This window comes from Variovorax sp. H27-G14 (assembly GCF_046156345.1).
GTDB lineage: Bacteria > Pseudomonadota > Gammaproteobacteria > Burkholderiales > Burkholderiaceae_C > Variovorax.
In genome coordinates this window covers 538514-560910 of record NZ_JAYLVN010000001.1, presented here as the reverse complement: position 1 = coordinate 560910, position 22397 = coordinate 538514, and the positions used below count along the sequence as shown (strand labels likewise).

The 22397-nt window shown below is 68.1% G+C and carries 22 protein-coding genes; 10 read left to right on the top strand and 12 right to left on the bottom strand.

Annotated elements, in window-relative coordinates:
- Window positions 1–2: 2 nt before the first annotated feature.
- The 3 genes from VLK31_RS02630 to VLK31_RS02620 all read left to right on the top strand — a co-directional run bounded on the left by VLK31_RS02630 (window position 3) and on the right by VLK31_RS02620 (window position 2665).
- Window positions 3–1523: a class I adenylate-forming enzyme family protein gene (locus tag VLK31_RS02630; protein WP_409166813.1), complete on the top strand. Its 1521-nt coding sequence runs from the start codon at window positions 3–5 to the stop codon at window positions 1521–1523.
- Window positions 1524–1643: 120 nt separating this feature from the next.
- Window positions 1644–1823 (top strand): DUF3606 domain-containing protein, encoded by a 180-nt coding sequence (locus VLK31_RS02625; protein ID WP_409166812.1) that lies wholly within the window; start codon window positions 1644–1646, stop codon window positions 1821–1823.
- A 161-nt stretch (window positions 1824–1984) separates the two neighbouring features.
- Window positions 1985–2665, top strand: a complete 681-nt coding sequence (locus VLK31_RS02620; protein ID WP_409166811.1) for a hypothetical protein — start codon at window positions 1985–1987, stop codon at window positions 2663–2665.
- Here the strand turns inward: VLK31_RS02620 and VLK31_RS02615 are convergent.
- The gene (locus VLK31_RS02615; protein ID WP_409166810.1) at window positions 2608–3882 is read right to left on the bottom strand and encodes a DNA topoisomerase IB; all 1275 of its coding nucleotides are present in this window, start codon (window positions 3880–3882) and stop codon (window positions 2608–2610) included. The genes VLK31_RS02620 and VLK31_RS02615 overlap by 58 nt on opposite strands.
- A gap of 142 nt (window positions 3883–4024) precedes the next feature.
- Between VLK31_RS02615 and VLK31_RS02610 the strand changes: the two genes are divergently transcribed.
- A complete protein-coding gene (locus tag VLK31_RS02610; protein ID WP_409166809.1) occupies window positions 4025–5095 on the top strand; it encodes a purine-nucleoside phosphorylase in 1071 nt (356 codons plus the stop codon).
- Between the two features lie 291 nt (window positions 5096–5386).
- Here the strand turns inward: VLK31_RS02610 and VLK31_RS02605 are convergent, their stop codons facing one another.
- The 3 genes from VLK31_RS02605 to VLK31_RS02595 all read right to left on the bottom strand — a co-directional run bounded on the left by VLK31_RS02605 (window position 5387) and on the right by VLK31_RS02595 (window position 8005).
- Window positions 5387–6082 carry a TIGR02117 family protein gene (locus VLK31_RS02605; protein WP_409166808.1) on the bottom strand — a complete coding sequence of 232 codons (696 nt, stop codon included), beginning with the start codon at window positions 6080–6082 and terminating at the stop codon, window positions 5387–5389.
- Between the two features lie 4 nt (window positions 6083–6086).
- A complete protein-coding gene (locus VLK31_RS02600) occupies window positions 6087–7274 on the bottom strand; it encodes a Y-family DNA polymerase (RefSeq protein WP_409167351.1) in 1188 nt (395 codons plus the stop codon).
- A gap of 113 nt (window positions 7275–7387) precedes the next feature.
- Window positions 7388–8005 (bottom strand): YiiX family permuted papain-like enzyme, encoded by a 618-nt coding sequence (locus VLK31_RS02595; RefSeq protein ID WP_409166807.1) that lies wholly within the window; start codon window positions 8003–8005, stop codon window positions 7388–7390.
- A gap of 165 nt (window positions 8006–8170) precedes the next feature.
- Between VLK31_RS02595 and VLK31_RS02590 the strand changes: the two genes are divergently transcribed.
- Entirely contained in the window at window positions 8171–8734 is a 564-nt protein-coding gene (locus VLK31_RS02590) for a putative glycolipid-binding domain-containing protein (RefSeq protein ID WP_409166806.1), read from the top strand.
- Between the two features lie 4 nt (window positions 8735–8738).
- On the opposite strand, the gene VLK31_RS02585 is transcribed toward VLK31_RS02590, so the two are convergent.
- The gene (locus VLK31_RS02585) at window positions 8739–9773 is read right to left on the bottom strand and encodes a Bug family tripartite tricarboxylate transporter substrate binding protein (RefSeq protein ID WP_409166805.1); all 1035 of its coding nucleotides are present in this window, start codon (window positions 9771–9773) and stop codon (window positions 8739–8741) included.
- A complete protein-coding gene (locus VLK31_RS02580; protein WP_409166804.1) occupies window positions 9770–10699 on the bottom strand; it encodes a LysR substrate-binding domain-containing protein in 930 nt (309 codons plus the stop codon). The genes VLK31_RS02585 and VLK31_RS02580 overlap by 4 nt, the downstream gene beginning before the upstream one ends.
- Before the next feature lie 119 nt (window positions 10700–10818).
- Here VLK31_RS02580 and VLK31_RS02575 point away from each other — a divergent pair, with 119 nt between their 5' ends.
- From VLK31_RS02575 to VLK31_RS02565, 3 genes are all read left to right on the top strand, one after another.
- Window positions 10819–13557 carry a tannase/feruloyl esterase family alpha/beta hydrolase gene (locus VLK31_RS02575; protein ID WP_409166803.1) on the top strand — a complete coding sequence of 913 codons (2739 nt, stop codon included), beginning with the start codon at window positions 10819–10821 and terminating at the stop codon, window positions 13555–13557.
- Window positions 13539–14909 carry a hypothetical protein gene (locus tag VLK31_RS02570; RefSeq protein ID WP_409167350.1) on the top strand — a complete coding sequence of 457 codons (1371 nt, stop codon included), beginning with the start codon at window positions 13539–13541 and terminating at the stop codon, window positions 14907–14909. The genes VLK31_RS02575 and VLK31_RS02570 overlap by 19 nt, the downstream gene beginning before the upstream one ends.
- Before the next feature lie 110 nt (window positions 14910–15019).
- Complete coding sequence (locus tag VLK31_RS02565) at window positions 15020–15460, top strand: helix-turn-helix domain-containing protein (protein ID WP_409166802.1); 441 nt, start codon at window positions 15020–15022, stop codon at window positions 15458–15460.
- Between the two features lie 183 nt (window positions 15461–15643).
- On the opposite strand, the gene VLK31_RS02560 is transcribed toward VLK31_RS02565, so the two are convergent.
- From VLK31_RS02560 to VLK31_RS02540, 5 genes are all read right to left on the bottom strand, one after another.
- Complete coding sequence (locus VLK31_RS02560; protein WP_409166801.1) at window positions 15644–16252, bottom strand: hypothetical protein; 609 nt, start codon at window positions 16250–16252, stop codon at window positions 15644–15646.
- A gap of 77 nt (window positions 16253–16329) precedes the next feature.
- A complete protein-coding gene (locus VLK31_RS02555; protein WP_409166800.1) occupies window positions 16330–17670 on the bottom strand; it encodes an MFS family transporter in 1341 nt (446 codons plus the stop codon).
- Window positions 17671–17813: 143 nt separating this feature from the next.
- Window positions 17814–18971 (bottom strand): L-lactate dehydrogenase, encoded by a 1158-nt coding sequence (locus VLK31_RS02550; protein WP_409166799.1) that lies wholly within the window; start codon window positions 18969–18971, stop codon window positions 17814–17816.
- 123 nt (window positions 18972–19094) lie between these two features.
- Window positions 19095–19982 carry a LysR substrate-binding domain-containing protein gene (locus VLK31_RS02545; RefSeq protein ID WP_409166798.1) on the bottom strand — a complete coding sequence of 296 codons (888 nt, stop codon included), beginning with the start codon at window positions 19980–19982 and terminating at the stop codon, window positions 19095–19097.
- Complete coding sequence (locus tag VLK31_RS02540) at window positions 19979–20575, bottom strand: TetR/AcrR family transcriptional regulator (RefSeq protein ID WP_409166797.1); 597 nt, start codon at window positions 20573–20575, stop codon at window positions 19979–19981. The genes VLK31_RS02545 and VLK31_RS02540 overlap by 4 nt, the downstream gene beginning before the upstream one ends.
- A 122-nt stretch (window positions 20576–20697) precedes the next feature.
- Here VLK31_RS02540 and VLK31_RS02535 point away from each other — a divergent pair, with 122 nt between their 5' ends.
- Together VLK31_RS02535 and cynS are read left to right on the top strand one after the other, a co-directional pair.
- Window positions 20698–21120, top strand: coding sequence for a DUF1348 family protein (locus VLK31_RS02535; protein WP_409166796.1), 423 nt, complete (start codon window positions 20698–20700; stop codon window positions 21118–21120).
- A gap of 64 nt (window positions 21121–21184) precedes the next feature.
- A complete protein-coding gene (cynS, locus tag VLK31_RS02530) occupies window positions 21185–21628 on the top strand; it encodes a cyanase (RefSeq protein ID WP_409166795.1) in 444 nt (147 codons plus the stop codon).
- On the opposite strand, the gene VLK31_RS02525 is transcribed toward cynS, so the two are convergent.
- A complete protein-coding gene (locus VLK31_RS02525; RefSeq protein ID WP_409166794.1) occupies window positions 21622–22383 on the bottom strand; it encodes an SDR family oxidoreductase in 762 nt (253 codons plus the stop codon). The two genes, cynS and VLK31_RS02525, sit on opposite strands and share 7 nt — an antisense overlap.
- Window positions 22384–22397 lie beyond the last annotated feature (14 nt).

The following is a 22397-nucleotide window of genomic DNA, read 5'->3' as shown; positions in this document are numbered from 1 at the left end:
CAATGCAACGGATTCACCACCTGCTGGAGGCCCGCGCCGCGCGCACGGCCGACACCGTTTTTCTTTTCCAGCCCGAGGGCACGACCACCTACGCCGCGCTGCAGGCCATGGTCGATACCGCCACGCAAGACCTGCTGGACGCCGGCGTGCGCACTACCGACCGCGTGGTGCTGGTGGCCGAGAACTGCGCCGCGCACATCGCGCTGCTGATGGCCTGCAGCCGCGTGGGCGCGTGGTCGTGCGGCGTGAACGCGCGCATGTCGCCGGGCGAGGTCGCCGCGATTGCCGAGCGGGCCGATGCGCGGCTGTGCTGCTTCACGACAGCTGCGTCCGACGCCGCCGCAAAGCATGCGCAACGTGCCAATGCCCAACCCGCTGCGCTGCCGGGCGTGATGCACTCGGCCGTGCGTGCCGACGCGCGCACCGAGCCCGACGCCGCACTGGCCGACACCGCCGCCATCATCTTCACCTCCGGCACGTCGGGCACACCCAAGGGCGTGATGGTGTCGCACCGCGGGCTGCTGCACTTCGGTCGCGTGTCGGCGCAGGTGCGCGCGCTGAGCGAGCGCGACCGTGCCTACGCCTTCCTGCCGATGACGCACATCTTCGGCATCGGCACCGTGCTGATGGCCGCGCTCACCGGCGGTGCGGCGCTGGTGCTGCGCGCGAGCTTTTCGCCGGCCGACATGCTGCACGCGCTGGCGCACGAACAGGTGTCGAACCTGCTGGGCCCGCCGACCATGTACGCGCGCTTGCTGGCGCACATCGAGGCCGAGAACGCCGTGCCGCGCTTTGCGCACCTGCGCTACGTGTACACCGGCTCCGCGCCGCTCGACCCTGGCCTCAAGCAGCGTGTGGAGCAACTCTTCGGCCAGCCGCTGCACTACGGCTACGGGCTGTCGGAGTACGCGGGCTCGGTGTTCCTCACGCGCACAGAGGCGCCGCGCGCCGACACCTCGGCCGGCTACGCGGTGGCGGGCGGGGAGGCGCGCATCGTGTCGCTCGAAGGCAGCGACGTGGCAGCCGGCGACACGGGCGACACCGGCGAGATATGGCTGCGCGGCCCCGGCCTGATGCTGGGCTACTTTCGCGACCCCGCCGCCACCGCGCTGGTGATGCGCCCCGGCGGCTGGTATGCCACCGGCGACCTGGGCCGGATCGAGGCCGACGGCGCGCTGTTCGTGGTCGGGCGGCTGAAGGAAATGATCATTCGCTCCGGCTTCAACGTGTACCCGGCGGAGATCGAGGCGGTGATCGGCCGCTTCGACGGCGTGCACCAGTGCGCGGTGGTCGGCGTGCCGGAGGCCGACGGCAACGAGCAGATCGTCGCCTTCGTCGAGCTGAACCCGGGCGCCGTGCTCGACGAGGCGGCGCTGCGTGCGCACATGGTGGAGCACCTGTCGCCTTACAAGCGCCCGGCGCGCATCGAGGTGATCGACGCGATGCCGACCACGGCCAACGGCAAGCTGCTGAAGCGCGTGCTGCAGGAACGCTGTCGCTTGGCGAGTGACGTGTCTAGGTGACATGGTGGGATGAAGAGGAGGGCGCCGCTCGGTCTTCTCCTGCAAGCAGGCGCGCCAGCGTCCTCCAGTCAGTGCCGCGCGCAGGCCGCACTGTGGTGCCTTCTACAAAAGGAAAACACCATGGCCGATGACCTGAGCAAGCGCGGGCCGCAGGATGCCTCCCGCATCAACGTGAACGAGCTGCACGAAGTGCGCTACTGGACCCAGACGCTGGGCGTGACTGAGGCCCAGCTGCGCTCGGCCATTGCCGCGGCCGGCGTGGAGGTGAAGGACGTGCGCACCTACCTCGGCAAGCCCTGAGCCTCGGCTGCCAACGCCAAAGGTTTGGGGTTCAGCGGCCTTAGTAGGCGCGCTCCTACGCCTATTGCCGAGGGCGGGCACGATACTTGTATTTCCCCCTTGTTTCAGGAAGTACCCACCGTGACCGTGCCGATGAACCCGACCACCGTGGCCGACGCGCGATGAAGTCCTCACCCAGCGCGCGCAGCTGGATCGCCGCCGGCGTGCGCCACGAACTCCTGACCCGGGCCCTGCCCGCCCTGAGGCACGACATGGCGGCGCCGGTCTCGGTGATTCGCATGGCACTGCTGATGCTCAAGCGGCAAGTTGCCGCGCCCACCGTCGATGCTGCCGCCTGCGAAGAACGCGTGGCCCTCATCGACAACCAGGTCGGCGAACTGGTGCTGGCCATCCGCTCGCTGCGCGACTGGGAACTGGCCACCACCGACGACGGCATCAGCCGCAGTGCGCTGGTGGGGCAGTGCGTGATGCTGATGCGCTCCGCCTTCGACCTGCACGGCGTGTCGCTGGAAGTCGATGCCGCTCTCGACCCGCAGGAAGACGAACACCGCTGGCCCGCCGGCGCCGCGCTGCGTTACCTGTTCCTTGGCGCGATGGGCTACCTGCACGACGGCGCCGACGAAGCAGGCGCGATTCGCATCGAGGCCGACGGCGCCAATGCAGTGCGCCTGCAGGCCGTGAAGCGAGACCCTGGCACTTCGCCCTCGGTGCTCGACGCCCACCGCGCGCCGCGCGCGCTGGCCATCGATGCCGTGGCGCTGCAGAGCCTGGCCGACGATCTGGGCTATGCCGTGACGCTCGACGGCGACAGCGTGCGCCTGGTGCTCGCCACCGGCAACTGAGCTTTCTTGCCGCCGCGCGCCGCCGAGGGCTTGCGCACTGCGGAGGGCTTCACAACAGCCGAGACCTTGCGCGTGGCGCGCCCCATGGTCTTGCGACTCGTCTTCAAGAAAGCCAGCATCCGCCGTTCCGCCGCATGCAGTCCGCGCGACGGCCGGGCTTGGGTGCTACCGCCGATCGTCTCGAACAGCGCGCCCGTGGCCTCGTCGCCATCCGACAGCGCGCTGCCCAGCGCCAATACGGCCGGATGCACATAGGCCTTCTTGCAGACCGCGGGCGTGTTGCCCAGTTGCTTGGCCACGGCCGCCAGGATGTCCTTGGCGCTGTAGCGGCTGCCATCGCCGGCCGCGCGGCCGGGCTCGCAGGCCAGGCGCGTGAGCTCCAGCGCCTGCACCGTGCCGTGCCAGGTGCGAAAGTCCTTGGCGGTGAAACGATCGCCGCGCGCGGCCTCGGCCAGGTAGTCGTTCACGTCGGTGGAGGACACGGTGTGCGGCGCGCCTTTCTCGTCCGCGTACTGGAACAGCGCCTGCCCCGGCAACTGCTGGCACTGGCGCACCACCTTGGCCACGCGCGGGTCGTCGAGCTTGGCGTCGTGCATCACGCCGCTCTTGCCGCGAAAGCGCAGCCGCAGCGCCTGGCCCTGCACCGCCGCATGGCGGTTGCGCAGCGTGGTGAGGCCGTAGGAGCCGTTGGTGCTCGCGTATTCCTCGTTGCCCACGCGCAGCAGCGTGGTGTCGAGCAGGCGCACCACGGCTGCCAGCACCTGGTCGCGGCCGGGCGTCTTCTGGCCGCGCGGCAGCTTCAGGTCGCGCGCCACGCGGGCGCGAATGCGTGGCAGCGCCAGCGCAAAGGCCTCGAGGCGGTCGAACTTGGTCTCGTCCTTCATCGAGCGCCAGTTGGCGTGGTAGCGGTACTGCTTGCGCCCGCGCGCGTCGATGCCGGTGGCCTGCAGGTGGCCGTTGGGCAGCGGGCAGATCCACACCTGCGTGTAGGCCGGCGGAATGGCCAGCATGCGGATGCGCGAAATTTCGTCGGCGTCGCGCAGCCACCGGCCCTTGGCATCGCGGTAGCGAAATCGCTCGCCGTGCTTCAGGCGCTGGATGCCGGGCATCTCGGGCGTCACGTAGACCAGGCCGTTGGCGATGGGCGTGGGCTTGGACGGTGGCCTGGCGGGCTTGAGAGACGGAGCGGGCTGCAAGGAAGGTGTGGTGGCCGGCATGGGGTGGAAGTGATGACGTGACACCCCGCTTTTGCCAGCGCCGACAATCGCCGTTTGTAGGACGCCGCAAGCGCCGACGGTGCGCTGGGCGCGCTTGTTGCTCTAGCCATGGCGTGTTTTCCTTTTCAGATCGAGATCCCCAATGACTGCCCTCAAGCCCTCTCTTTTCACCGCCCGCTGGCTCGCGGTACCGGCCGCCGTGTTGCTGTTCACGGCGTGCGCGTCCACTTCGACGCCCACTGCCACCGCAACCCCGGGCGCCTCTGCATCCGCCACGCCGGCCGCTCCGGTGAAGGTCAAGGTCTTCGTCGCCGCCATGTTCGAGATCGGTCAGAACACCGGCGACCGCGCCGGCGAGTTCCAGCACTGGTACGAGCGTTACTGGAAGGGCGCCAAGCCCATGACCGTGCCTGGCGCGCTGCAGCCCGTGTACTGCAACGCCGACGGCGTGTGCGGCGCGGTGCTGGGCATGGGCAAGGTCAACTCGTCGTCGTCGATGCAGGCCATTCTGTTGAACCCGCAGCTCGACTTTTCGCAGGCCTACTACGTGATTTCCGGCGTGGCCGGCACGCCGCCTGCGCGCGGCACCATCGGCGAGGTGAGCTGGGCCACCTGGCTGGTCGATTACGACCTGGGCCACCGTTGGGCGCCCGAAGAAAACAAGGCCGGCGCCCCGACCTTCATGCCGCGCAAGGGTTACGAGGAGTACCGCCGTTTCAAGCTCAACCCCGACCTAGTGGGCTGGGCCATGAAGCTCTCGGGCGACACGCCGCTGAAGGACTCCGACGCGGCCCGCAAATACCGTTTGCGCTACCCGGACGCCGCAGCGCGCCGCGCCCCGTTCGTGGGTACCGGCACGCACATGACGGGCGACACTTTTTTCCACGGCCCGGGCATGTCGAAGCAGGCGCAGTACATCGCCAAGCTCTACGGTGCGGACGACTACGTGATCACCGAGATGGAGGCCGCTGCCATCACCCTGGTCATCAAGCGCACGCACGGCACGGACCGTGTGATGAGTCTGCGTGGAGCGGTCAACTTCGACCAGGGCAGTCCGAAGGAAACCACGTTGCAGCATCTGGACCCGGCGCCTGGGGAGACGGCGGGTGGGTTTGCTGAGACTGTGGAGAACATCGAGCTGGTTGGGTCGCGTGTGGTCGACCACATTGTTGGGAACTGGGCTGTTTGGTCTGCTGGCGTTCCCAAGCCCTGATTGGGGCGGAGGCAGTTCAGGGCGTGTGCACAGGCCGCCGGGTGCTCCCCTCCGCGAATGTCCCCCGGCCTGCGGCCTCCTCCTTTATTTCGCTGCGGGGAGCACCCGACGCCCTGTGCACCAGGGCACGCTCTGAGTGCTCGCGCGATCAACGACCGCTCCTAATAACGCTCAGGAGGGTGGGGTGCCTTGCGCAGCGAAATAAAGGAGGAGGGGCGCAGCCCCGGGGGACATTCGCGGAGCAAGGTACCCCGCCCTCCTGAGCGCGCCCTGAACAGTGCGCGCGACGCTTCAAGGCACAGCAGCCCGCAAATGCCAAGTGACAGTGAAGTCGAACGGCGTCCACCGACTGACCGGAACCCCCGCCTGCCGCAACCCGCGTCCGCTCCATGTGTTGCAGGTCTCGAAGAGGTTGTAGCCTCCGTTGGCTTCGTAGAACGCGTCCTGGTTGTCGTAATGCGCGCCCGCAATCGGCGTGGCCTGACCCTGCGGCAGCGCGGCGCGAACATAGTCCACCAACTGCGCGTACTGCACCTGCGACAGCGGCACGGCAAAGGCCCCGCGCCCCAGCTGCGCGCGACGCAAATAACTCACATGCACCAGCGCCCGGTTGCCACCCGACAGCGCCCCGAAAGCACGCCGGGCCGTCAGGTCGCCCCACGTCGGCGTGTTCAGGTAGAACTCGCGGTCGCCCCAGCCGATGGCAATGAACTCGGCATCGGGCGGCGGTGCGCGAAAGTCCCTCAACGGGAACACCTGCAACCAGTCGACCGTGGCCGAACGAATCGGGAACACATAGTCGGTGTGCACGCCGTTGCTCAGCACCCAGGCCTGCACTTCAGCAGGCACGCCTGCAGCCACTTCGGCCGATGGCTTCGCATTGGCCGGCCAGAAGACCAGCGCGCTGGCCGTGGCCACATAGAGGCCGACCAATGCAAGCAACCCCAACAGGGCGAATGCAATGCGCAGAAGCAGGCGTTTCAGCATGTCGTCAGAACAGAGATGCCGTGGTCGCTACCGGCTCCGACGCCGCGCGCTGCGCCCCCGCGGGCGCCAATGCCTCGGGGCTGCCCGCCTTCGCCAGCGCCCCCACGCGCACGCCCAGCAGCCGCAGCGGGCGCTCCAGCGGCACGCGCTTCAGGCACTGTCCGCCGGTCTGGCGAATGGTTTTGGCGTCGGCGGTGAAACGCTCGATGGTCTGGTCGCGCGTGGCGATCTTGAAGTCGTCATAACGCAGCTTGATGCCGATCGTCTTGCCCACATAGCCCTTGCGCTGCAAATCTTCGGCCAGCTTCTCGCACAGCTGCGTGAAGATCGCGCCCAGCTCGGCGCGGTCGCGCACGGCGTGCAGGTCGCGTTCGAAGGTGGTCTCGCGGCTCATCGACACTGGCTCGCTCTCGGTCACCACGGGCCGGTCGTCGCGGCCCCAGGACACCTCGTGCATCCACGCGCCGGTCGCCTTGCCGAAGTGGGCGACGAGCCAGTCGCGGTCGTGCGCCGCCAACTGGCCCACGGTCTCGATGCCCAGGCGCTTGAGTTTTTCGTCGGCCTTGGGGCCGATGCCGTTCACCTTGCGGCACGGCAGCGGCCAGATGCGGCTTTGCAGGTCGTCCTCGTACACCACCGAGATGCCGTTGGGCTTCTCGAACTCGCTCGCCATCTTGGCGATGAGCTTGTTGGGCGCCACGCCGATGGAACAGGTCAGGCCGGTGGTGCCCAGAATGGCCTTCTGCAGCAGCCGCGCCAGCGAGCGCCCGCCGTCGCGCTGGCCACCGGGCACGTCGGTGAAGTCGATGTACACCTCGTCCACGCCGCGGTCTTCCATGAGCGGCGCCACCTCCAGAATCACCTGCTTGAAGGCGCGCGAATAACGCCGGTATTCGTCGAAGTCCACCGGCAGGATGATGGCCTGCGGGCACAGCTTGGCGGCCTTCATGAGGCCCATGGCCGAGCCCACGCCGAACTGGCGCGCCGGGTAGGTGGCGGTGGTGATCACGCCGCGCCCGGTGTAGTCCTTCAGCCGCGGGAACGAATCGACCGGAATGTCGGCCAGCGTGCCGCCCTCGGGCAGGTCGCGAATGGCCTCGTCCACGCGGCGCCGCCCGCCGCCGATCACCACCGGCAGCCCCTTGAGCTGCGGATAGCGCAGCAGCTCGACCGAGCCGTAGAAGGCGTCCATGTCGAGGTGCGCGATGCGGCGGATGGGCGGTGTCTGGGAAGACGGATTCGAAGAACTCACGGAAACAATTGTCTCGCGCCCGGACGCTGCGTGCGCACGCGGGGCGATTCGGGTCAGCGTTTTTCCACCGTCACCAGCAAGGGCGAGTCGAACATGGCCACGGGCGAGATCACCGGCTCGTCCATGGGCACCGTGTCGCCGTAGCGCTCGCGCATCTTGGCGCGCACCGCCGGGTCGGTCAGATTGAATTCGCGGATCTTCTGCAGCTCGCCGATGCGCACGCCCAGCGCGCGCTGGTACAGCTTCCACACCAGCTCGGAGCAGTAGATGCGCTGGTCCGACCATTCGAAGGTCAGGTCGTAGGGGCGGCCTTCGAAGTCTGCGGTTCTGGCTTGCAGGCGGGCGATGGCGCCGGGGGTCAGCAGCGTGTCGGCATTGCGCAGGCGCTTGGCCACGTAATGCCCGCCATTGCCGCGCGCGGTCCATTGCGCCAGCGGCGTGTAGCGCACGGTTTGCACCGCCTCGAACACGTAGGGCTTGCCGCCGCGCAACAGCACGATGCCCATGTGGCTGTAGCGAGAGCCGGTGGCGCGCTGTACAGCTACGCTCTGCGCGGAGCGGGAGGTGTGAAAAACGATGTCGCCATCTTGCAGCGCGGTGGCCGCCTGGCTCGCTGGGAGCGACATGGCGAACAGGGTCAGCGCGAGCGCTGCGGGTAGCTTGAAGGTCATTTGCCGGGCATTGTGCGGCACCGACCTGGGCACTCCGCGCGCGTGTCCGGTTGGCGCCGACCGCGCCATGCCCCCACGGCAGGCTTGTCCCAACCTGACCGCCACCTCCAGTCCCTGCGGGTCATTGCTTGCGCACTGCAGCATGCCGGTGCCATCATGCGCGCCATGCAAACCGTCGCCTCCATCCTCTGGCGCAGGCTCGATGCACCGGGTCACGATGCCTGCCGTCTCGAACGCAACGCATCGGCCTGGCAGCTCGACGGCGCGGCCGTGTTCCGCCTTGAAGACGGCCGCATCGGCCAGCTGCACTACCGCGTGCGGTGCGACCTGCACTGGCACACGCAGTGGGGCACGGTGCGCGGCTGGCTGGGCGCGTCGGCGATCGACCTGTCGATCGTGCGCGACGCGCACGGTCACTGGAAGCTCAACGACGAGGCCGTGCCGGAGCTGTCGCATTGCGTGGACCTGGACCTGGGTTTCACGCCCGCCACCAACCTGCTGCAGCTGCGCCGGCTCAACCTGTCGCAGGACGAGAGCGCGGATGCGTCGGCGGCCTGGCTCGACGTGGACGGCGGCGGCGTGCTCAGCGAACTCACGCAGCGCTACCAGCGCACCGGCGCCGCCGAATACGCCTACCAGGCAAAGCGCTTCGATTACGCGGCCACGCTGGGCGTGACGGAAGACGGCTTCGTGCACGACTATCCGCGGCTCTGGGTGGCTGAAAAGTAGCCGGTCAGTCGAACTGCGACCGGTCGCCCGCCATCAGCTCGCGGTTGCGCCGCAGGTCGGCGGCAATTTCGCGTGCAAAGTCTTCGCTGCTCCCACCGGCGGGCAGGTTGTAGGCCCCTTGCAGCCGCTCGCGCACCGTGTCGCTGCGCAGCACGCGGTTGATCTGCGTGTTCAGCCGCTGCACCAGCGCGCCGGGCGTGCGTGCCGGGGCGAAGATGCCGAAGAGCGAATCGCGGTTGGCCTTCTCGAAGCCCAGCTCCGCCAGCGTGGGCACCTCGGGCAATGCCTCGATGCGCGCGGGTGAACCCACCGCCAGCGGCTGAAAGCGCCCGCCCTCGATGTACTGCAACTGCTGCGCCGCCACATTGGTCGACAGCACCTCGAACTGCCCGCTCAGCGCATCGTTGAGCTGCGGCCCGCCGCCCTGGTAGGGAATGTGCGTGATGTCGGTGCGGCTTTGCACGCGCACCTGCGCCAGCACCAGGTGGCCGATGGTGGCCACGCCCGACGTGGCCCAGCGCACCGCGCCGGGTTGCTGCCGCGCCTGCGCAATCAGCGCGCCGAAGCCGCGGCCGGTGAAGGCCGGCGTGCCGACCACCAGCACCGGCGTGCGCATGACGCTGGCCACGGGCACGACGCCGCGCAGCGGGTCATTGGATATGCCACCGCGCAGCGTGTCATTCGATGTGCCGCCGCGCCCATGCGAAATCAGCGGATGCAGCGTGAGCGGGCTGATGGCCGAGAAGGCCAACGTGCTGCCATCGGGCGCCGAGCGCGCGAGCGTGTCCATGCCCAGGCTGCCGCCCGCGCCGGGCCGGTTTTCTATGAGCACCGGCACGCCCAGCGCCTGCGCCAGCGGGTCGGCCAGCACGCGCGCCATGCCGTCGCTCACACCACCGGGCGGGTACACCACGATCAGCCGCACCGGCCGGCTCGGCCCGATGCCCGGCGCGGCCTGCAGCCAATGCGGTGCCGCACACGCCGCGGCAACGGCGGTGCCTGCAACTTGAATGAAACGACGACGCGCAGGCACGCTCATGACCCCGGATTCTCGGCGGCCAGCTTGCGCAGCAGCGCGGCGAAATGCTGCGCGGGCAGGTTGTCTTCTTCCGCGCGCGACACCAGCGTGAGCGGCGCGTCCAGCTGCCCGCCGTCGGCCAGCCGCGCATACGCGATGGCATGCGCATGCACGCCGGTCATGGAGGCCGGCACCACCGACAGGCCGACACCGGCGGCCACAAGGTTCAGGTTGGTCATCATGCGATCGACTTCGGCCACCACGCGCGGGCGCAGGCCCTTGGCGTGGCACAGCGCGAGCAGGTCGGCATAGAGGCCGGGGGCGCCCGGGCGGCGCACGAGGATGATGCCTTCCTCGCACAGCTTGGCGAGCGGCAAGGGGCGCGCGGCCTTTCCTTTCTTGCCGAGCGACAGGGCCAGGCGGTGGTCGCTGGGCATGGCCACCCACACCGGCTCGCGCAGCAGCGTCTCGAACACCAGTCCCTGGGGCCGCGCCACCGGCACACGCAGCAGGCCGCAGTGCAGGCGGCCAGCGGCCAGCGCGTCGGTGAGCTCGGCGGCGTTGTCCTCGCGCAGTTGCAGTTCCACCGCGGGGTAGGCGCGGCGAAAGGCGCGCAGCGCCTCGGGCATGAAGCGGTGCGCCGCGGCCGAGCTGGTGAAGCCCACCGCCAGCGTGCCGGCCTGCCCGCTGGCCACGCGCGCCATGCGCTGCTTCATGGCCGCCATGTCCTGCAGCATGCGCAGCGCCTCGGCCTGAAACAGCCGGCCCGCATCGGTGAGCGCCACGCCGCGCGGATGGCGGCGAAACAGCAGCACGCCCAGCTCGCGTTCCAGCGCCTTGATCTGCAGGCTCAGCGGCGGCTGCTGAATGCCCAGTTGCTCGGCCGCACGCGTCATGTGGCCGGTTTCTGCCACGGCGGCGAAGTAGCGAAGCGCGCGAATGTCCATATGTTTTTGGTATGAGAAGTGCCTTATTATTTTATTTGACCCTAGGTCACTGCGAATCTATCGTCCGGCCGCCCATTCAAAAAAGCAGCCCACCGAGGCTGCATGCCGGAGACAAATTCATGCGTACAGCGCGCCCCGCACCCAGGCTTCGTGCCGTTCTTTGCGCCATCGGCGCTTCGCTGGCTATGGCCGCCTGTGGTGGCGGCAGTGGGGGAGGGGGCGGCAGCCTCTTCCCGACCGTGCCTTCCCCGTCGACACCGCCCGTCATCGGCGGCGACAACCCGCCCGCCAACGACCCGCCCGACAACCTGCCGCCCCCGCCCGTGCAACCGGTCGTCGCCTGCGCCGACCTCGCCGGCAAGAGTCTGCCCGCCTCGCTCATCAGCCTGCCCACGCAGGGCGCCACCGTTACCAGCGCCACGCCCGTGGCCGCCGGCGACGCGGGCAACACGCTGGGCGACTACTGCCGCGTGCGCGGCACCATCGCGCCGGTAGATGCGGCCTCGCAGCAGATCAACTTCGCGGTGAACCTGCCCGAGCAGTGGAACCAGAAGACCATTCACTTCGGCGGCGGCGGCTTCGACGGCGTGCTCATCGACGGCACCGAGGCCATTCGCTTCGGCCCCGCCGGCAAGCCCGCGCCGCTGGCGCTGGGCTACGCCACCTACGGGGACGATTCGGGCCACCAGTCCGGCAGCATCACCGACGGCAAATTCGCGGCCAACGACGAGCAACTGGCCAACTACGGAGGCCTGTCGCTCAAGAAGACGCGCGACGTGGCGCAGGCGTTGGTGCTCGCGCGTTACGGCATGGCGCCCAGGCATGCGTACTTCCTGGGCACCTCCACCGGCGGGCGCGACGCGCTGAGCTACATCCAGCGCTGGCCGCTGGACTACGACGGCGTGATCGCCAACGAGCCCGCGCTCGCCTACACCGGCACGCGGCTGTCGAACGTGGCCGTGGGCCGCGCGCTGTACAACAACGCGGGCGCGGGCTGGATGAACGTGGCCAAGACGCTGCTGGTGCAAAAGAGCGTCATGCAGGCCTGCGACAAGCTCGACGGCGCGGCCGACAACCTGGTGAGCAACGTGGAGAGCTGCCGCCTGCTGAACACGCAGATCCTGGCGTCGCTGCGCTGCGGCGGCGGCGCGGACACGGGCGACACCTGCCTGTCGGACGCGCAGCTGGCCACTGTGCGCGCCATCGAGTCGCCGCTGGACTTCACGGCCTACGCACTGGCCAACGGCGTGAAGCGCGCGGGCGGCTACAACCTGCTCGAAGGGGCTTTGGTGGCGGGCCCGTACACCACGCGCGACCTTGGCACGCGCAAGGTGCCGGGCAACCCGGCCACCTCGGCCGACGCCAACATGTACGTCACCGGCGACCAGTGGGTGAAGTACTTCGTCACGCGCATCGCGGGCTTCGACACGCTGGGCTTCGACCCGCTCGACCCCGGCGCGTATGCCGCGCGGGTGACCGAGGTGTCGAACCTCACCGACGCGACCAACCCGAACCTGGCGCCGTTCTTCGCGCACGGCGGGCGGCTGCTGATGCTGCACGGCCTGGCCGACGAAGTGATCAGCCCCAACTCGACCATCGACTACTACAGGCAGCTCATTGCCACCGTGGGCCAGGCGGCGGTCGACAAGGCCGTGCGCTTCTACACCGTGCCCGGCATGGGCCATGGCACTGGCAGCTTCATTCCCAACTGGGACTCGCTGGCCGCGCTCGAAGGCTGGGTGGAGGCCGGCCTTGCGCCCGCCACCGGCATCGCGGTGGACGCGGTGGCCGGCACCTACGGCCGCACGCGCCCGCTGTGCCAGTTTCCGTCGTGGCCCAGGTACCGCGGCAGCGGCAGCCTGGACGCGGCCGTCAACTACAACTGCGTGACCGAGGTGGGCGACCCGCTGGCCTGCCCGAACCTGCCGGCCTCCGTCACCAGCTACAAGGGCGGCAACAGCTTCGGCGAAGAGCTGCGCGTGCAGATCGACCCCGCCACCATGGCCTACACCGTGACCATCGACGCGAGCCTGCAGCGCGCCGCGGGCACGCAGCGCACCGGCACGCTGATCGCCGAGGGCAACTGCAGCTATTCGAGCGCCGAGAGCGGCGCGGTGTTCAGTTTTGCGCCGGGCGGCGTGATCTCTGGCGGCGTCAACGCGCCGAGCGGCGGCGGCTTCGCGCCCCTGCTGGCGTTTCAGAACAGCTTTGCGGCGGCGCCGGTGTCGGGCGACTTCAAGTCGGTCGCGAACATCTTCAACGCGGTGGGCGTGCAGCAGGGCACGGGCGGCACGGCTGCACAGTCGCTGTCGGTGCGGCTGCGCAACGCGGGCACCTTCCAGTACTGCCGCGACCCGGTTTCGGGCGGCTTCATGGTCTACGACGCGGCCTGCACGCAGACCGAGAAGGGCTACCTCGCCTACAACACCGCGCGCGCCGCCTTCGACCTGTTCACCACCTCGCCCACCGGCAGCGCCGCGACCACCGGCGGCACGCTCACCGGCTCGATGGTGATCGGCCTGGTGAACGGCGTGGCGGTGCCGCTGCACCTGGTGCGCGAATCGGCGTCGAACGCGGGCCTGCGTGTATTCGGTCTGCAGCAAGGCCTGCTGACCGGCGTGGCCGACGGCAGCTACGCCATGGTCAGTGTCAAGGGCGAGAACCACGATGCCACGGTGGCCGGCAGCGGCTTCAATCTGGGGGGCGCGGCGGCGCTGCTGAGCTACGACACGCCCGTGCCCGGCGTGGCGCAGGCCGATGCGGGGCGGCCGGGCAGTTTCATCTTCAACAGCGGCGTGCTTGCGTTCGTTGCCAACCCTGGTACGAATGCGGCGCTGGAATTCGGAGTACGGCATTGAACAAAAATTTCTACCGCCTTGCAGCCTGCGCGCTGATCGGCGCGGCGCCCTTGCTGTGCGCGCACGCGGCATCGGGCTCGCCCAAGGCCACCGCCTGCCCCGCGCCCGTGCCCGAGGCCGCGCGCTGCTACACCGGTGAAGACGGCACCGGCGCGCTCTACTGGATTGCCATTCCGAAGGACTGGAGCCGCGAGCAGGGCGTGCTCGTCATGCACGCCCACGGCGGCCCCGAAACCGGCCCGCCCAAGCTGGAGCGCAGCGAGGAAGACCTGAAGCGCTGGGCCGTCACCGTGAAGGCCGGCTACGCCTGGGCCGGCTCCACCTACCGGCGCGGCGGCTACGGCGTGACCATGGCCGCCGAAGACACCGAGCGGCTGCGCCAGATCTTCGTGCGCTACTTCGGCCAGCCGCGCCGCACGCTGCTGCACGGCCAGAGCTATGGCGGCGGCGTCGCTGCCAAGGCGGCCGAACTGTATGCCCCCGCCGGCGGTGCGAAGGGCCCTTATGACGGCTTGCTGCTGACCAGCGGCGTGATCGGCGGCGGCAACAGCAACTACGACTTCAGGCTCGACCTGCGCGTGGTGTACCAGTACGTCTGCCGCAACCATCCGCGCCCCGACGAGCCGCAGTACCCGCTGTGGATGGGCCTGCCCATGGACGCCAAGCTCACGCGCGCCGACCTCGCGCAGCGCGTGAAGGCCTGCACCGGCGTCGGCCTGCCCACCGCGCAACGCACGCCCGAGCAGGCCGCGCACCTGAAGACCATTCTGTCGGTCGTGAAGATCCAGGAGCGCTCGCTGCTCGGCCACCTCGGCTGGGCGACTTGGCTGTTCCAGGACGTGGTGCAAAAGCGCCTGGGCGGGCGCAACCCCTTCGGCAACATCGGCGTGGTCTACAGCGGCTCGGCCGACGACGCGGCGCTGAACGCCGGCGTGGCGCGCTATGCGGCCGACCCGCAGGCCAAGGGCGCACTGGCGGCCGACAGCCAGCCCACCGGTCGCACCGCGCTGCCCACCGTGGGCTTGCATGCCATCGACGACCCGACGGCCTTTGTCGAGCTGGAGAGTTCGTACCGCCGCATCCGCGATGCAGCCGGCACCGGCAGCCTGCTGGTGCAGAGCTTCAGCAGCGAGCACGAGCACAGCTACCTGAGCGATTCGGAATACCCCGCGCTCTTCGCCGCGTTGCTCGAATGGATCGACCAGGGCGACAAGCCCACGCCCGAAGGCCTGGCGCAACGCTGCAAGGCCCTGATGCCGCGCTACGACACCGACGGCAAGAACGGCTGCCACATTCAGCCGGCGTGGCAACCGCCCTTGCTCGAAAGCCGGGTGCCATTGCGCGCCCCGTGAAAAACCGCGCGTGATTGCGTTTGCCGGCGCAATCCAAAGACTCAAATTGGGACTGTTTGGAAATTTAAGATTCTTACAGCAGATTTACATTTGCTGGGCACAATGCCGGCATGCCAAACATTGCCTCCATCCTTAAGTCTGAAATTTCACGTGTCGCCCGCAAGGAAGTGCGCGTGGAAATCGAAACCCTCAAGAAGGCCTCTGTGCAGCACCGCGCGGCCATTGCTGCGCTGCGCCGCCAGGTGAGCGCATTGGAAAAAGAACTGCGCAGCGTGGCAAAGGGCTCGGCCCGCAGCGCGCGTGCCAGCGAGCCCGACGACGCGGGCGACGGCGAAACCAAGCGGCGTTTCAGCGCGGGGCGGCTGGCTTCGCACCGCACCAAATTGGGCATTTCCGCCGCTTCTTATGGGAAGCTGGTGGGCGTGTCAGGTCAAACCATTTACCACTGGGAGCAAGGCAAGGCACGCCCCAGGGCGGCGCAATTGGAAAGCCTGGCTTCGGTGCGGGGCTTGGGCAAGCACGAAGTCACGGAGCGGCTGGGCGCCGAATAAGTGCAATTGCCGGCTTGTTAAAGCGGCAATTCGACGGCAGGCCCGGGTGTTGAATGTTTGAAGACAACCGATTTGTCGTTTGTCTTCAAGCAGCGCATTGAGCGGTTCGCGTGGCTCAAAAGACGCAGAGCGATGTTCCGCGCGGAAGCTTCACCGCTTCGCGCAGTTTGAAATACGCTTGTCTCAATTGGGCGTAGGCGCCTCTTGCATCTCGCCCAGTGCCGCGCGAAGCGCCTCCATTGGCGGCTTCACCGCCTCGCTTGCCTGCTCGGCAAATTCCTTCACCGGCGCCCACTTGTGCCCGCGCCCGTCGAGCGACAGGTCGTAGGCGCGCTGCAGGTGCGACAGCAGTTTTCGGGAGGCCGCCTGCGCCACCAGCAGCGCGTCGATTGCGCGTGGCATGTCGAAGCGCAGGGGATCCACCGAGGCCAGGGCCGCGGTCACGCCTTCGAGTTCCAGCGACAGGTGCAGCAGGTCGAGCGCGGTTTCGTCGGGGTGCGACTTGACCTTCTCCGAGACTTGGTAAACGGCGCCCACCAGTTGCAGTGCGCCCTGGTGCAGCGACAGCCTTGCGGCCGCCGCCAGCTCTGCATGGCGGCGCATTTCAAGCGTGCGTTGCCGCTGCACGACCCACAGGCCCAGCCCCACGGCCGCGATCGAGCCGAAGGCTTGCGCCCAGGCCGCCCAGTCGCCGGGTGTGAGCGGCGGGTAGGCCGCGAAGATACCGATCAACGCACCGCCAATGAGCACGGCGGCGCCGCACACGGCTGCGCTTTCCAACTTTGACTTCATGCCTCTTTCCTCTGGAGGCCCGAAGTATGTCCCGCGCTCCGGCGCCTGAATTGGCCGAACAAAGGGGCTTAAACCGCTCAGTGATCGTGATGCAGATAGCTGGCCTGGCGCGGCAGGCGCAGGCTGACCACAAAGGCCAGCACCATCATGCCGCTCACGTACCAGAAGAACACCGACTCGTGCCCCAGCGACTTGAGTCCCAGCGCCACGTACTCCGCCGAGCCGCCGAAGATCGCATTGGCCACCGCGTAGGCCAGCCCCACGCCCAGCGCGCGCACCTCGGGCGGAAACATCTCGGCCTTCACGATGCCGCTGATCGACGTGTAGAAGCTCACGATGGCCAGAGCCAGAATGATCAGCAGGAAAGCCAGCACCGGGCTGGTGGTGTGTTGCAGCGCCGTGAGAATGGGCACGGTGGCCAGCGCACCCAGCCCGCCGAACAGCAGCATGTTGTTGCGCCGCCCGATGCGGTCCGACAAGGCGCCGAACACCGGCTGCATGCACATGTAGACGAACAGCGCGCCGGTCATCACGTAGCTCGCGGTCTTGATCGGCAGGTGCACCGTGTTCACCAGGTACTTCTGCATGTAGGTGGTGAAGGTGTAGAAGATCAGCGAGCCGCCGGCCGTGTAGCCCAGCACGGTAAGAAAGGCCGGTGTGTGGTGCTTGAACAGGGCCGACATGCTGCCGGCCTCCTTGTTGGCCTTGGCCTCGGCGCTTTGCGTTTCATGCAGCGTGCGGCGCAGCAGCAGCGCCACCACCGCGGCAATGGCACCGATGACGAACGGAATGCGCCAGCCCCAGGCCTTGAGCTCTGCCTCGGTCAGCAACTGCTCGAGCACCACGATGACCAGCACCGCGAGCAGCTGGCCGCCGATGAGCGTGACGTACTGGAACGACGAGAAGAAGCCGCGCTGGCCGCGCAGTGCCACCTCGCTCATGTAGGTGGCGGTGGTGCCGTATTCGCCGCCTACCGACAGCCCCTGGAACAGCCGGCACATCAACAGCAGAAAGGGCGCCCATGCGCCGATCTGCGCATAGGTCGGCAAGAAGGCGATGACCAGCGAGCCGGCGCACATCATGGTGACCGAAATGAGCATCGAGGTCTTGCGCCCGAGCCGGTCGGCCACGCGGCCGAAGAGCCAACCGCCGATCGGCCGCATGAGAAAGCCCGCGGCAAACACGCCGGCGGTGTTCAGCAACTGCGCGGTGGGGTCCGACTTGGGGAAGAAGGCCGGCGCGAAGTACAGCGCCGAGAACGCGTACACATAGAAGTCGAACCACTCGACCAGGTTGCCTGAAGAGGCCGCCATGATCGCGAAGACGCGGTGGCGTTTTTCTTCGGCGGAGTAGTGGGGAAGAGAAGTTTCTGAGGATGAGGCCGCGGGGCCTCCGTGAACAGGCGTGACTGCGCTCATGGTGCCTTTTTATGCCGGTGGGCAATGTTGTTGTTGCCCGAACATTCTGCGCCGCCACCCCGCTGTGGCGTGTCAGTCGGCACCGCATCGGCCTACCCCCGACGTGGCCTTCACCAAAGCGTTGGAAGCGCCTTGGCAGGGCCTCAGAAGGTGCCCGGCAGCAGGATGCTCGAATCGACGTCGTCGATGTTCGTGCGCCCGCAGAACGCCATGGTGATGTCCAGCTCCTTGCGGATGATTTCCAGCGCGCGCGTCACGCCTTCCTGGCCGTGGGCGCCCAGGCCGTAGAGAAAGCTGCGGCCAATGAGCGTGCCGCGTGCGCCCAGTGCGCGGGCCTTCAGCACGTCTTGTCCGCTGCGAATGCCGCCGTCCATCCACACCTCGATCTCGGTGCCCACCGCATCGACGATGGCGGGCAGCGCCGCAATGGAGGAGGGCGCGCCGTCGAGCTGGCGCCCGCCGTGGTTCGACACGATGAGCGCGTCGGCGCCGCTGGAGGCCGCCAGGCGCGCGTCTTCCACGTCCATCACGCCCTTCAGAATGAGCTTGCCGCCCCAGAGCTTCTTGATCCACTCCACGTCGGCCCAGCTCAGCGCGGGGTCGAACTGCTCGGCGGTCCAGGACGACAGAGACGACAGGTCCTTCACGCCCTTGGCATGGCCCGCGATGTTGCCGAAGGTGCGCCGCTTGGTGCCCAGCATGCCCATGCACCAGCGCGGCTTGGTGGCCAGGTTGATGAGGTTCTTCAGCGTGGGCTTGGGCGGCGCGGTGAGGCCGTTCTTGATGTCCTTGTGGCGCTGACCCAGGATCTGCAGGTCCAGCGTGAGCTGCAGCGCGGTCACGTTGGCGGCCTTGGCGCGCTCGATCAGCCGCTCGATGAAGTCGCGGTCCTTCATCACGTACAGCTGAAACCAGAACGGGTGCCGGTCGGTGTTCTCCGCAATGTCTTCCAGCGAGCAGATGCTCATGGTCGACAGCGTGAACGGAATGCCGAAGGCCTTGGCCGCGCGGGCGCCGAGGATCTCGCCGTCGGCATGCTGCATGCCGGTGAGGCCGGTGGGCGCAATGGCCACCGGCATGGCCGCTTCCTGCCCGACCAGGGTGGTGCGCAGCGAGCGGTTTTCCATGTTCACGGCCACGCGCTGGCGCAGCTTGATCTTTTGAAAGTCGCTTTCGTTGGCGCGGTAGGTGCCTTCGGTCCACGCGCCGGAGTCGGCGTAGTCGTAGAACATCTTGGGCACACGCCGCTTGGCGATCAGGCGCAGGTCTTCGATGCTGGTGATCTTGGAAAGGTCGGACACGGGCTGTCTCCTGGCTGGTCGTTGTGTAAAGGCGGGGGCGAACCGACCATTATCCGCAGGCACCTCCAGCGGCCATCTGAAAAAAACCGGCACGGCAACTGAAATAAATTCAGTCGCCCTGCATCAGTTTTTCAGCGCCTCGCGCAGCCACTCGACGAAGGTGGCGCATTCCCATCGCTCCATCGCCCCCGGCCGCCAGCACAGGAAGTAGGCATTGGGCGAAGGCACGCTGCGCGCCGACAGCCGCACCAGCCGCCCGCTCTCCAGCCAGGCGCTGCCCAGGCGCAGGTGCATCAGCACCACGCCGAAGTCTTCGGCCGCCGCGTCCAGCGCCAGGCCCAGGTCGTTGAACTGGTGGCCCGTGGCCGGCTCCGGCAGGCCAATGCCGCAGGCCTGGAACCAGGTGCGCCATGCCTCCAGCGGGGTGCGCAGCAGCTGGGCACGCGAGACGCCCGCGTCGGTCGCGAAGTCGTCGAACGGACCGTGGCGCTGCAGGTAGGCGGGGCTGCACACGGGCGTGATCTCGTCGGCCAGCAGTTGCAGAAACTCCCGGTCGTGAAAAGGGCCGGGGCCGAAGCGCAGCTCGATGTCGGCCTCTTCGGCCGTCATGTTGCGCACGGGCGTGGTCACCTGCAGCATGAGCTCGATGTTCGGATAGGCGTCGCGAAACCGGGCCAGCCGCGGCAAGAGCATCTGCCGCGAAAAGGTGGGCGTGACCGCCACGCGCAACCGGCGCACCTGCGATGCGGGTTCACGCCCGGGCACCTGCTGCAGCGCCGCGATGGCCTCGCGCACGCGGGCCAGGTAGGCCACGCCGTCGGCGCTGAGGCTGAAGTCGCTGCCCACGAAGAACTTCAGGCCCAGCAGCAGCTCGAGCTGGCGGATGCGGTGGCTCACCGCGCTGGGCGTCACGCTGAGTTCTTCGGCCGCCAGGTTCACGCTGCGCAACCGTGCAAGGGCCTCGAAGGCGAGCAGGCCTTGGGTCGAGGGGAGGCGCGTGGGGGCATTCATGCCGCGGCTGCCGCCAGGGCGTCGAGCAGCCGGCGCAGGTCGTCGACCGCCTCGCGCGCCACGGCCGCGTCGCCCATCTGGGCCTTGACGATGGCGCCGTCGATGCCCAGCCCGGCCGCCTGTGCCAGCGCCATGCGAGACGACAGCCCCGTGGGCAGCAGGCCCGCGATGACCTCGACCATTTCGCGCTTGTGCGCGCGTGCGCGTTGCAGTGCGCCTTCCACGCTGGCGCCCACTTCGGCCGTGGCGTTGATGAAGGCGCAGCCGCGAAACACCGGGTCGGCAAACCATTCGGCCATCACGTCGGCCAGCAGGAGCAGGGCACCGGCGTCGCCGGCACGCTCGTGCGCACCACGCCGGCCCAGCGCATCGACGAACCAGGCCATCCAGCGCGTGTGCCGGTGGTCGAGAAACTCGCGCACCAGGTCGTCCTTCGACGGAAAGTGCCGGTAGAAGGTGACCTTGGTGACGCCCGATGCCGCAATGACGCGGTCGACGCCGGTCGCGCGGATGCCGTCTGCATAGAAGAGGTCGTGCGCGGTGAGCAGGATGCGTTCGCGCGCGGGGAGTGCTGAGACGGCGGAGATGTCCATGCCGCGATTGTAGGCATGTAGACAGGTCTGTCTACGTGTGGCACATTGCGGCCCTCCGACCCGCCTTCCGACCCGTCTTCCGACCCGCCCTCCGATCCCCCCCCAACTGCCGAAAGCCCGCCATGGAATCCCGCCCCCCGCTGCCTCCCTTCACCCTGGAGTCGGCCCTCCAGAAAGTCCAGGCCGCCGAAGACGCCTGGAACTCGCGCGACCCCGTGCGCGTGAGCCTGGCCTACACGCCCGACACCGAATGGCGCAACCGCGCCGAGTTTGTGAACGGGCGCGCACAGGTGGCCGAGTTCCTCGCGCGCAAGTGGGAGCGCGAGCACGACTACCGGCTGAAGAAGCAGCTCTGGGCCTTCATGGACAACCGCATCGCGGTGCGCTTCGAGTACGAATGGCACGACGCGGCCGGCCAATGGTTTCGCAGCCATGGCAACGAGAACTGGGAGTTTGCGGACAACGGCCTGATGCAAAGGCGCTTTGCGAGCATCAACGACCAGCCCATCGAGGAAGCCGAGCGCAAGTTCCACTGGGCGCGCTGACCCGATGACCCGCTGACCTCGGGCACAGCAGTTGCTTGACTGAGCCATTTACACGGGAGACCACATGAACCGCAACGACGTTACCGAGAAGATCATCACCGTCAAGGTGAGCAAGGGCATTCAGTGGGCCGACGTGGCCAGGAAGGTCGGCCTCTCCAAGGAGTGGACCACCGCCGCCTGCCTGGGCCAGATGACGCTGGACGACAAGCAGGCCAAGGTCATCGGCAAGATATTCGGCCTCACCGCCGAAGAGCAGAAGTGGCTGCAGGTGGTGCCCTACAAGGGCTCGCTGCCCACGCCCGTGCCGACCGATCCGCTGATCTACCGCTGGTACGAGCTGGTGAGCGTGTATGGCACCACCATCAAGGAGCTGATTCATGAAGAGTTCGGCGACGGCATCATGAGCGCCATCGACTTCAGCATGGACATCCAGCGCCAGCCCGACCCCAAGGGCGACCGCGTCAACGTGGTGCTGTCGGGCAAGTTCCTGCCCTACAAGACCTACTGAACGTACTCGGCGGGGTGCGGGCGTTGCCGGGGCTGCTGCGCACGCACGGCGCTGGCCGTGATGCCGTAGCCTTCGATGGCCCCGGCAATGGAGCGCGCCACCGCGTCCAGCGGCACCGCAATGCGCCGATGGGTGCGCATGCGTTCACGCGAGAAGCTGGCCGCAATGCGTTCGGCCAGCGGGTCGGCCGGGCCATGAACCTCGGGGCGCACCACCGTGACATGCAGCCGCCCGGCGTGCTCCTGGCGCAGCCCCTCGGAGATTGCGTTCACCGCGTACTGCGTGCCGTGGTACACGGCCGAGCTGGGCGACACGCCCTGCATGGCCACCGGCGCCACGTTCACGATGTGGCCCCAGCCCTGTTCCTGCATGGTCGGCAGCACCGCGGCAATGCCCAGCAGCACGCCGCGCAGGTTGACGTCGATCATGAGCTCCCACTCCTCGATCTTGCGGTTCCACAGCGGCGACATCGGCATCACGCCCGCGGCGTTGACCAGCACATCGATGTGCTCGTGCGTTTCGAGGGCAAATTCGGCAAAGGCTTCCATGTCGGGCCGGTGCGTCACGTCGAGCCGCTGAAAGCTCGCGGTGCCGCCGGTGGCATTGATCTCGGCCACCAGCGCCGCGAGCCGATCGGTGCGCCGCGCACCCAGCACCACCTTGGCACCGCGCCGCGCAAGCAGCCGCGCGGTCGCTTCGCCGATGCCGCTGCTCGCGCCGGTGATGAGAACAACTTTTTCCTGGATGGCGGTCATGGTGAACTCCTTGT